Source organism: Deltaproteobacteria bacterium PRO3, from assembly GCA_030263375.1.
Classification (GTDB): Bacteria; UBA10199; UBA10199; order DSSB01; family DSSB01; genus DSSB01.
This window is the reverse complement of record SZOV01000122.1, coordinates 1-9,875: the sequence shown is the minus strand read 5'-3', so window position 1 is coordinate 9,875 and position 9,875 is coordinate 1. Positions and strand designations below refer to the sequence as shown.

The following is a 9,875-nucleotide window of genomic DNA, read 5'->3' as shown; positions in this document are numbered from 1 at the left end:
CGTCGAGGGCGGCGTCGCCACGGTCGGCATCACCGACTACGCGCAAGAGCAATTGGGGGACATCGTCTTCGTCGAGCTGCCGGAAGAGGAAGAGACCATCGACAAGGGCGACACCTTCGGCGTGGTCGAGTCCACCAAGTCGGTCAGCGATCTCTATGTCCCGCTGACCGGCGCCGTCATCGAGACCAACGATCCCCTGCTCGACAGCCCCGAGATCATCAACGAAGACCCCTACGGCGAGGGTTGGATGATCCGCATCAAGCTCAAGAAGCCCGAAGAGGTCAAAGAGCTGCTCGACGCCAAGGCCTACCAAAAGCTGATCGAAGAAGAGGAAGAGGCGTAATTGCGCTACCTCCCGCATACCCCCGAAGAAATTCAAAGAATGTCCGAGGCCGTCGGCGTACGAGGTCCCGAGGAGCTCTTCGAGGTGATCCCCGAGGCCCTGCGCCTCAAGGCCCCGCTCGAATTGCCCAAGCCGCTCTCCGAGATCGACCTGGTCCGGCACCTCAAGGCCCTGGGACGCAAAAACGAGACCGTCGACGGCGCCAGCTCCTTTTTGGGCGGCGGGGCCTACCATCATTACATCCCCGTCGCGGTCTCCACCATCACCAGCCGCGGCGAGTTCATGACCTCCTACACGCCGTACCAGCCCGAGATCTCCCAGGGGACCTTGCAGGCGATCTTCGAGTTCCAGACCATGATCGCCTCGCTCACCGGCATGGACTTGGCCAATGCCGGCAACTACGACGGGGCCTCCGCCCTGGCCGAGGCCGTCCTCATGGCCCTGCGCTTGACGGACCCGGCGAAGAAGACGGTGCTCCTGGCCCAATCCATCCACCCGGATTACCGGCAGGTGGTGAAGACCTACTTGAGCAACATCGACTGCCGTATCGTCGAGGTCCCCTTCGGCCCCGACGGCCGGGTCGACGCGGCCGCCTTGAAAAATTTGCTTAACGACGAGGTCGCGGTCTGCTGTGTCCAGTCGCCCAACGCCTTCGGCGTGATCGAGGAGGTCGGAAAAATTTCCGCCGCCGTCAAGGGCGCGGGCGCCATGCTGGTCGGTTGTTTCAGCGAGGCCGTCAGCCTCGGCCTGCTCGAGCCGATGGGCCGCCAGGGCGCGGATATCGTGGTTGGCGAGGGGGCCTCCTTCGGAAACTTCCTCAACCTGGGCGGGCCCTACCTCGGGCTCTTCGCCACCAAAAAGGAGTTCGTCCGGCAGATGCCCGGCCGCCTGGTCGGCGAGACCGTCGACGCCGAGGGCAAACGGGGCTTTGTCCTGGTGCTTTCCACCCGCGAGCAGCACATCCGCCGCGAGAAGGCCACCAGCAACATCTGCACCAACCAGGCGCTCTGCGCGCTGGCGACGACGGTTTACCTCTCGCTGCTGGGGCCACAGGGCTTGAAGAAGCTTGCGCGGATCAATTATTCGCACGCGCATTACCTGCGCGAGGGCCTGCTCAAGATTCCCGGCGTTCAACGGCGCTTCTCGGCGCCGCACTTCAACGAGTTCGCGGTGCAGCTCGCGAAGGATCCCGAAGAGATCCTGTCCAAGCTGCGGCAGAAAGGTATTTTGGGCGGGATCGCCCTCAAGTCCTGGGCGCCCGGCATGGAGCGCTCGCTGCTGGTCTGTGCCACCGAGATGAACAGCAAGGCCCAGATGGACGATTATGTCCGGGCGATGCGGGAAGTTTTGTAAGGTATTCATTCTATGGAGAAAGCAAAGAAGGAAGGCCCCGGCAAACGCGGCATGATCTTCGCGGAACCGACGATCTTCGAGCGCGGGGCGCCGGGCAGGCAGGGGTATTCGCTGCCGGAGGACGAGATCCCCGCCGTGGACCCGGCCAAGGATATCGACGCCGCACTGCTGCGCCGCGAGGCGCCCCTGCTGCCCGAGGTCTCCGAGCTCGACGTGGTCCGGCACTTCACGCGGCTCTCGCAGTGGAATTACTCCATCGACACGGGGCTCACCCCGCTCGGCTCCTGCACGATGAAGTACAACCCGAAGGTCAACGAGGAGGTCGCGCGGATGAGCGGCTTCGTCAAGCTGCACCCGCAGGCCCCGGTCGCGGACATCCAGGGCGCCCTCGAGCTGATGTTCCACCTCCAGCATTACCTGGCCGTGATCAGCGGCATGGACGCCGCGACGCTGCAGCCCGCGGCGGGGGCGCAGGGCGAGTTCGCCGGCCTGCTGATGATCCGCGCCCATCACGCCGCCCAAGGCAATCCCCGCAAGAAGATCCTCATCCCCGACTCCGCCCACGGCACCAACCCGGCCAGCGCCGCGGCCTGCGGCTACAAGGTCGTGACGCTCAAGACCGGCCCCGACGGCGTCCTGAGCGCCGAGGCCGTCGCCGAGGCCATGGACGAAGAGACCGCCGGCATCATGATCACCAACCCCAACACCCTGGGGCTCTTCGAGACGCACATGGCCGAGATCGCCAAGCTCGTCCACGACAAGGGCGGCCTGGTCTACTGCGACGGCGCCAACCAAAACGCCTTGGTCGGGATGGCGCGGGTGGGCGACATGGGCGTCGACGTCCTGCATTTCAACCTGCACAAGACCTTCACCACGCCGCACGGCGGCGGAGGGCCGGGCTCAGGCGCGGTGGCGGTGAAGCGGGTCCTCGAGCCCTATCTGCCGGTGCCCGTGGTCGTGAAGCGCGGCGATAAATTCGACTGGGACTACGACCGTCCGAAATCCATCGGCAAGGTGAAGGCCTTCTTCGGCAACTTCGGCATGCTGGTCCGCGCCTACACCTACATCCGCGAGATGGGGGCCGAGGGCCTGAGACAGGTCTCGCAGCGCGCGGTCCTGAACGCCAACTACATCCGCAAGAGCCTGGAGGGCGACTTTCACCTAGCCTACCCGCAGATCTGCATGCACGAGTGCGTCTTCTCCGACAAGATCCAGAAAAAATTCGGCGTGACCACGGCCGACATCGCCAAGCGGATGATGGACTACGGCTATCACCCGCCGACGATCTATTTCCCGCTGGTCGTGCCCGGGGCCCTCATGGTCGAGACCACCGAGACCGAGAGCCCCCAGACCCTCGACCGCTTCATCAAGGCGATGAAAGAGATCGCCCGCGAGTGCCGCGAGGAGCCCGAGACCGTCAAGGCCGCCCCGCACGTCCCCAAGGTGCGGCGCCTCGACGAGGTGAAGGCCGCGAAAGAGCCGAAGTTCGTCTATGTCCCCAAAAATCCCTGAGGTCGCCATGAAATCGATTCGATTCGCAGCTTTGCTCGTCCTCCTGTTTCCCCTGGGCCTGGCCGCGGCCGGGCTGGAGAGCGTCTACACCGATCTCGATCCGAAAAAGTGCAAGACGCTGAGCGTCGACAAGGAGACCGGCGACTCCGAGCAGCAGTGCCCTGGCGTGGCCGGTTATAGGCTTAAGGTCTCGGACGGGGACCTGCGCCAGTCGGTGACGGTCGTCGATCCCCAAGGCAAGGAACATCCGCTGGAATATTGGTCGGTGATCTCGGGCGGCTTCTCCACCCTCGGGCCCAAGGCCGAGTGGCGGGTCGAGCAGCAAGGCGGCAAGCTCGTCCCGAAGGCCCTGATCGTGCGGGTGAACGCCTCGGAGAATCCGGAAGATCCCAATAAGAAGACCTCTTACCTGGCCGTCGCGAAGCTCGCCCCCGCCAAGACCTGCGTGACCGCGAAGATCCCGCCCGGCCCCAAGATGAACGAGCTGGCCCGCGAGGCCGCGGATGCGGCTCAGGGACAGCCTTGTCTGCAACCGAAGTGAATTAATATTAGAGGTAGGTGATGAAGTTCCAGTGCATCCGCAGGACGCCGTCCTTGTCCATCACCTTCTGTGGCGGGGCGGAGAAGGGCGCCGACTCGCGGATGGTGCGCAGGGCCTCCTCGTCGTAACCCGGGATCCCCGAGGATTTGACCACGAACAATTCTTTCAGCCGGCCGTCGGGAGACACCGTCACCGCCATCGCGACGCTCACCTGTCCGACCACCACCCGGTTGCCCGCGAAGTGGCGGCGCAGCGGGGGCGCGGGGTTGAAGCGCATCCGGAAGATCCGCTTGAGCTGAGTGAAGTACTGCACGTCGGGGAAGGCCGCCGTGTTGAGGTAGGTCTTGCCGCCGATCTTCACGTCCGGGAAGAAGTCGTGGGCGAAGCTGTCGAAGTCGCCCGGGGCGCCGGGCCGGCCCTTGAGCGGCGATTCGTAGGGGATGCCCTTACCCAAGGGCTCTTTCATCGCGACCTTTTTGTCCTTCGCCGGCTTCTCGCCCTTGGCCTCCTTCGGCATCAGGTCCTTGAAGTCGGCCGGCTTCAAGGAAAGATCCTCCAAAGAGACCTCTTTCTTGGGCGTCTCCGGGGCCTCCTGGGGCGGCGCCTCCTCGGGCAGGGCCTTGGGCTCGAAGGCCTCTTCCTTCGGCAGCGGTCGCTCCGGCTCCTTCATGGCGACCTTCTTGGGCGCCTTTTCCGGCGGTCCGGGGATCTGGGCGTTGTCGCCCTTCTTGCCGTCCTCGGAGGTTTCGGTCTCGAGCTTGGCGTTTTTGGGGATGCGCGGCGCGACGGTCTCTTCCTTGACGCTGGAATTGTATTTGCTCGCGAAGCGCGTCTTCTCGGGGACCTTCTCGACCTTCGGCTTGGCGATGTCGGCCAGCTGGAGGTTGGCGCCGGAGACCACCGGGATCTGGGGCGTAAGGTCCTGCGGGTTCACCCAGACCACCTCTTGCGGTGGGGGAGGGGGCGGGAGTTTGGCCTGAAGGTGCTCTTGCAGGCGGTAGAAGAAGCTACCCAGCAAGGCGTGCAGGAACAGGGAGAGCAGCACGAAAAAGGCCACCCGTCGCATGTTCTTTTCGTCTTGAGGACTCAGCATCGCTTCACCCGGCCGCCCGTGGAAATAGGCAGTATTTCCGGCGGTTTATCCAGAATGTTTCGCCTTGAGGCGGGATTTCCACTGGATACGGTCCTCCCGCCGCTTTTGGCCTTCCAGAAATCGGCGTTTTTCCTCGGTAGTTTCGGGCGTCACCGCCGGCACTCCGGTGGGGCGCCCGGCGTCGTCCAAGGCCACGAAGGTCAAATAAGCGCTGGCCGTGTGGCGGCGCTCGCCGCTGAGCGGGTTTTCGCACTCGATGCGCACGCCGATCTCCATCGAGGTCGTCGCCGTGAAATTGACCGCCGCCTTGAGGATGACGATGTCCCCCAGCCTGATCGGCGAGATGAAGTGCAGGGCGTCCATGCTGGCCGTCACCGCGACCTTGCGGCAGTGGCGGCTGGCGACGACGGCCGCGGCGATGTCGGTCCATTCCATGATGCGCCCGCCGAAGATGGTGCCCAGCGCGTTGGTGTCGCTGGGCAGGACGAGATGCGTGAACTCGGCGGAAGAGCGGGAGACGGGTTTGGATTCCATGGGGCCCTTTCGAGCGGCCCGCGGATTTATTTTCCGCGGACCAGATTGACGGCGAGCAGAAAACCGAAAAAGGCCGCGCCGTAATAGGACCATTCGTAATGGGAAACGCCTTGTTTTTGCAAGAGGTATCCCAGGTTGAGGCCCGCCAGCCCGAGCAGGACGTAGCTCAGGCGATGCAGGGCCGAGCGGATGCCGTCGGCGTCGCGCCCCGCGGTCTTCGAGCGGATCTCGATCTCGCCCTTGTTGAGCAGGCGCAGGGTGCGCTCGAGCTCAGTGGGGAGCTTGAGGTAGCTGAGCAGGACCTCCTTCACCGCGTCGACGATCAGGTCGGCGAAGGTGCGATCCTTGCCCAGGACGAATTTTTCCGCGTAAGGGATGATGATGTTCAGCGGGTTGAGGTTGGGGTCGAGGTGCGTAGTGAGCCCGACCAGCAGGATCAGGGCGCGCTCGAGCAGGGCCCAGTCCTTCGGGACGTTGAAGGTGTTGAGCAGCTCCTTGAGCGAGATGTTGAGCTTGCGGAACTCCAGCAGGTCCTCGAGGCGCTGCTTCTGCTGGATCTGGAAATTTCTCAACTCCTCGATCTTGATGTCCTTGAGGCGTTCGTAGAAGAACTCGACGATCTTGTCGAAGACCTCCTCGTCCTGAGTCTTGGCGATGAAGCCCATCTCCTTCATCGCCTGACTGATTACCTGGTTGTCGCGCTTGATGATGCCCTCGAAGAACTTGGCGATGCCCTTGCGCATCGGCTCGGAGATGCGGGCCACCGCGCCGAAGTCCATCATGATGATGCGCGGCACGAGGCGCTTCTCGACGAAGGTGCGGGGCGCTTCGCCCTCGGCCTCCGGCTCGACGACGACCTCGACCTCCGCCTCGCGGGCCTGGACGAGGAAGTTTCCGGGGTGCGGGTCGGCGTGGTAGACGCCGTCCAGGAAGATCTGCTTGCAGTAGGCGTGGATGATCTTGGTGGCGACCTCGGTGGGGTTGAGTCCCAGCTCTTGAAGTCCCTTGAGGTTGCTGATCTTGACGCCCTCCATAAACTCGAGGGTCAGCACGCGCGAGGTGCTGCATTCCCAATGCACTTTCGAGAAGCGCATGTCCTCGTCGCCGGCGAAGTTTTGGGCCAGGCGCTCGAGGTTTTCGCCCTCTTTCTTGAAGTCCAGCTCGTCCAGGACCACCTCGCGGATCTCGACATAAGTCTTCTTCAGGCCGTACTGGGGAAAGATCAGGTGCAGGAGTCCGAAGATCCGCTTCAGGGTCTTGAGGTCGACGCGGACGATCTCCTCGATGTCGGGGTACTGCACCTTGACGGCGAGCTTCTGTCCGGCGGCGTTCCAGGCGACGTGCACCTGGCCCAGGGAGGCGCTGGCGATGGGCTGCTTTTCGAAGCGGGCGAAGTACTCGTCGGGCCGGCGTTGGAACTCTTCCAAAAAGCGCCGCTCGATCTCGGCGTAGGGCGCCGGGGGCACCGAGTCTTGCAGGCCCTCCAGCTCTTCGGTGAAGGCCTTGGGCAGGAAGTGGGTCATGATGCTGATCATCTGCCCGACTTTGATGAAAAGACCCTTGAGCTCGAGGATGTTCTTCTTGATCTGCCTGGCGGTCTTGAGGTGGGTGGCCTCCCAGCGGCTTTCCATCCGGGCCTCGCCCAGGAAGCGGCTCAACAGGGATAGCCGGAGATAGCGCGCGAGAATGACGAAGGTCAGCCAGTAGACCTTGAGGAAGCGGAGCTTGCCGACGGAGGAAGCGGGGCGGGCCATCGCCCGCACCTTATAGAAGGAAGCCCCAAGAGGCAAGTTTGTCGGCCGGGCCGGCAGGCGGATCCTGGCCTTGCCAGGGCCGGGGCTTTATCCTAGGGTGGCGGCAAGGGTTATGACCGCTATGAAGATCCGTGTCCCCGCCATCCCCGAAGAGGGCCTATTCCTCGAATTGGACCAAGCCACGAAGTGGTTTCAGGCCCTGTTGCGGGAGCGCTTCTCCGAGGTCCACCCCGGCGGGGCCCCCGCCTCGGGACGGATCGAGCTGCAAAAGACCCTGCAAAACGTCGCCCTCTCCGGCGACCTGCGCATCGCCCTCCATCCGTCCTGCGCCAGCTGCGGGAAGGCCTTCGACTCGCAGCTCGACGTGCCCTTGCTGCGCAACCTGGCCCCCTATTTTTCCGGCCCCCGCGAGGGCCTGCTCAGCGAAGAGGAGGAGATCGAGCTGAGCGCCGAGGACCTCGAATTCAGCTTCTATCACAACGACGAGATCGACCTAGGCGAGATCGTCTCCGAAGAGATCACCCTGGCCCTGCCGATACGCTTCCTCTGCAAGGAGGACTGCCGAGGCCTCTGCCCGACGGCCTGCGCCTGCGCCGAAACGGTCGAAGGCTCTCCCTTCGCGGTCCTCAAGGGCCTGAAGCTTAAGTCCTAGATTTTCTTTGACTTATTTTTCGGCTCCCGGAACAATACCCCCAAAATCATCCCAACCGTTCTTTTCCCGGGAGGTCCGCCATGCGGAAGCCGCTGCCTTATCTCTGGAATTTCGCCTTAATCGCCCTGTTGGGCGCGGGTCTCTTTGCCTTGAACCAGGCGAAGAGCCTGCGAGCCCAGACCGTCGCCTTCCAAAATTCCAACAGCTCCTGCGAGCAAGAGAACGTGCTCTGCACCAGCGCCTCCCCCGCGCCCTTCAGTTGCAGAGATGCGATGAGCGTCGCCTGTAAAAATGTCACGGGCGGGGCCGACTTCAACGGCGACGGATTTTTTGACTGTGCGACGGCGAACAGCCATTTTCCCAACACGACGGGCGCCGACTTGGACGTCTCGGTCCTGATCAACACCGGTAATACCGGACCCTGTACCGGGGGAGTCGTCGACCAGTTCAACGCCTCGGCCGATTACGAATTGGTCTATTCCGACACGACCTTCGGCATCGACTTGGGTTCCATCGTCGTCGGCGACATCGGCGGCGGGGCCTTCGACGACCTCGCGGTTCCCTCGGGAGAAAACACCCTCAATCCTTTGAGTAACAAGATGGTCACCGCCTTCAGCGTGGCCGGCGGGGGCTTCGGGCCTCCCGGGGCCGCGCCGACCAGCACCGCCGAGGCCGATTGGAATCCCAACCCCAATACGGTCATCGGCACCCGTTCGATCGAAGGGCAGCGAAACGCCGCTCTCCTGGATTGCGACGGCAACGGCAGCCTCGACGCGGCGGTGGCGGGCGGCGACTCGGGAATCGACTTCTATACTCTCAACATCATGTTGAACGACGGCAGCGCGTTGCAGGATGTTTTGCCGGGGGACGATTTCGACACGACCATTCCCTTCGACAACTCCAGCCCCAATCCCATCATGAACGTCGCCGTGGCGGATTTCGACGGCGCCGGCGGTCCCGACGTGGCCGTGGCGGTTTCGAGTAACTTCTTCGGACCGGACACCATCGCGATCTGCTTGAACAACGGCGCTTGCGGCTACACCTGCACTCAAGAGGTCGACGTCAACAGCCTCTTTGCGCCGCAGCAGGACCTCCGGATGTCCTCGATCGCGGCCGGGGACTTCGACGGGGACGGTAACGCCGACGTAGTCATCACGACCCCCGGATTGAACGGCACGGCGGGCAACGAGGTCGGCATCCATTTCTTCATGGGCGACGGCGCCGGCAATTTGGCCACCCCCGGCATTCACGTTCCCTATCAACCGACAGGAAGAGGAATTCCTTTCGTGCTGACGACGGGATTTTTCAACAATGACGACGCCGACGATGTCGCGCTTTCCTACGAAGGCGGGCTGGGCAACAGCAATGTCGGGGTATTCGTCATGGATGCCGCGCGTGCGGTCACGACGACGACGCTGGCTTATTCGGGGACAAACCCGGTGGTGGACCGCGGCGGCATCGACGCCGTGGACTTGGACAACCAAGGCTGCGACGACATCGTCTCCCTTGCCTCCGAAGAGATCGACATGGGGACGTTTATCGACGTCCAGCGGCACGCCTATGTCTTCATGAACGACATCGAGACGATGAGCGCTATCGCCGGCGCGGATCAGGTTGCGGACCTCGATACGCCCGTTGCGATCTCCGGAGCCGCTTGCACCCTGAGCCCTGCGGATCCTGGGGCGGTGGTCAACGTCTCCTGGACACTGGCGCCCGCGATCGGGGCGACGCTGTCCGGAGCGGACACGCTGACGCCTACTTTCACGGCGACCGAGCCCGGGGCCTATACGCTCACCTTAAATTGCAACACCCGCTGCACGGGCGACACCACCGACACCAAGGTGGTGACCGTGGGCGCCGTGCCTCCGCCGCCGCTGCCGGGCAACACGCAGGGCGGCTGCCTGGCCAGCTTGACGCCCGGCGCGGGTTTGAACGCGAGTTGGTTCTACGCGGTCTTCCTGCTGACGCCTTTGGCGTTTTTCCTGCGCCGTTTCGGCCGCAAGGGGGCGATCGGCCTGGTGGTCGCGGCGACGCTGTTGGGGTTTGCGGTTCCCGCGAGCGCCCTGACGACGTCGTTCAGCGTGAACACGTTC

The 9,875-nt window shown here is 63.6% G+C and carries 9 protein-coding genes; 6 read left to right on the top strand and 3 right to left on the bottom strand.

Features of this window, described 5'->3' with window-relative positions; all coding sequences use genetic code 11:
* From gcvH to FBR05_13750, 4 genes are all read left to right on the top strand, one after another.
* On the top strand, positions 1–343 hold a 343-nt coding region (gene gcvH / locus FBR05_13765; GenBank protein ID MDL1873243.1), incomplete at its 5' end, for a glycine cleavage system protein GcvH.
* Complete coding sequence (locus FBR05_13760; GenBank protein MDL1873242.1) at positions 344–1,696, top strand: aminomethyl-transferring glycine dehydrogenase subunit GcvPA; 1,353 nt, start codon at positions 344–346, stop codon at positions 1,694–1,696. It begins immediately after the preceding gene.
* A 51-nt stretch (positions 1,697–1,747) separates the two neighbouring features.
* Complete coding sequence (locus FBR05_13755) at positions 1,748–3,208, top strand: glycine dehydrogenase subunit 2 (protein MDL1873241.1); 1,461 nt, start codon at positions 1,748–1,750, stop codon at positions 3,206–3,208.
* Positions 3,189–3,749, top strand: a complete 561-nt coding sequence (locus FBR05_13750) for a hypothetical protein (GenBank protein MDL1873240.1) — start codon at positions 3,189–3,191, stop codon at positions 3,747–3,749. Before FBR05_13755 ends, FBR05_13750 begins: the two co-directional genes overlap by 20 nt.
* A 7-nt stretch (positions 3,750–3,756) precedes the next feature.
* Here FBR05_13750 and FBR05_13745 read toward each other — a convergent pair whose 3' ends face one another.
* From FBR05_13745 to FBR05_13735, 3 genes are read right to left on the bottom strand one after another with little or no spacing between them, the layout of a single operon-like run.
* A complete protein-coding gene (locus FBR05_13745; protein ID MDL1873239.1) occupies positions 3,757–4,842 on the bottom strand; it encodes a TonB family protein in 1,086 nt (361 codons plus the stop codon).
* A gap of 45 nt (positions 4,843–4,887) precedes the next feature.
* Positions 4,888–5,376 carry an acyl-CoA thioesterase gene (locus tag FBR05_13740; protein MDL1873238.1) on the bottom strand — a complete coding sequence of 163 codons (489 nt, stop codon included), beginning with the start codon at positions 5,374–5,376 and terminating at the stop codon, positions 4,888–4,890.
* A 26-nt stretch (positions 5,377–5,402) separates the two neighbouring features.
* The gene (locus FBR05_13735) at positions 5,403–7,130 is read right to left on the bottom strand and encodes an AarF/ABC1/UbiB kinase family protein (GenBank protein ID MDL1873237.1); all 1,728 of its coding nucleotides are present in this window, start codon (positions 7,128–7,130) and stop codon (positions 5,403–5,405) included.
* 112 nt (positions 7,131–7,242) lie between these two features.
* Here FBR05_13735 and FBR05_13730 point away from each other — a divergent pair, with 112 nt between their 5' ends.
* Together FBR05_13730 and FBR05_13725 are read left to right on the top strand one after the other, a co-directional pair.
* Positions 7,243–7,782, top strand: coding sequence for a hypothetical protein (locus tag FBR05_13730; protein MDL1873236.1), 540 nt, complete (start codon positions 7,243–7,245; stop codon positions 7,780–7,782).
* 80 nt (positions 7,783–7,862) lie between these two features.
* The coding region (locus FBR05_13725; GenBank protein MDL1873235.1) for a hypothetical protein at positions 7,863–9,875 on the top strand (2,013 nt) is incomplete at its 3' end.

Bases quoted from the DNA above. Each gene is read 5' to 3' on its own strand.
- FBR05_13735 (MDL1873237.1), bottom strand. From the start codon at position 7,130: ATGGCCCGCCCCGCTTCCTCCGTCGGCAAGCTCCGCTTCCTCAAGGTC.
- FBR05_13745 (MDL1873239.1), bottom strand. From the start codon at position 4,842: ATGCTGAGTCCTCAAGACGAAAAGAACATGCGACGGGTGGCCTTTTTC.
- FBR05_13730 (MDL1873236.1), top strand. From the start codon at position 7,243: ATGACCGCTATGAAGATCCGTGTCCCCGCCATCCCCGAAGAGGGCCTA.
- FBR05_13755 (MDL1873241.1), top strand. From the start codon at position 1,748: ATGATCTTCGCGGAACCGACGATCTTCGAGCGCGGGGCGCCGGGCAGG.
- FBR05_13750 (MDL1873240.1), top strand. From the start codon at position 3,189: ATGTCCCCAAAAATCCCTGAGGTCGCCATGAAATCGATTCGATTCGCA.
- FBR05_13740 (MDL1873238.1), bottom strand. From the start codon at position 5,376: ATGGAATCCAAACCCGTCTCCCGCTCTTCCGCCGAGTTCACGCATCTC.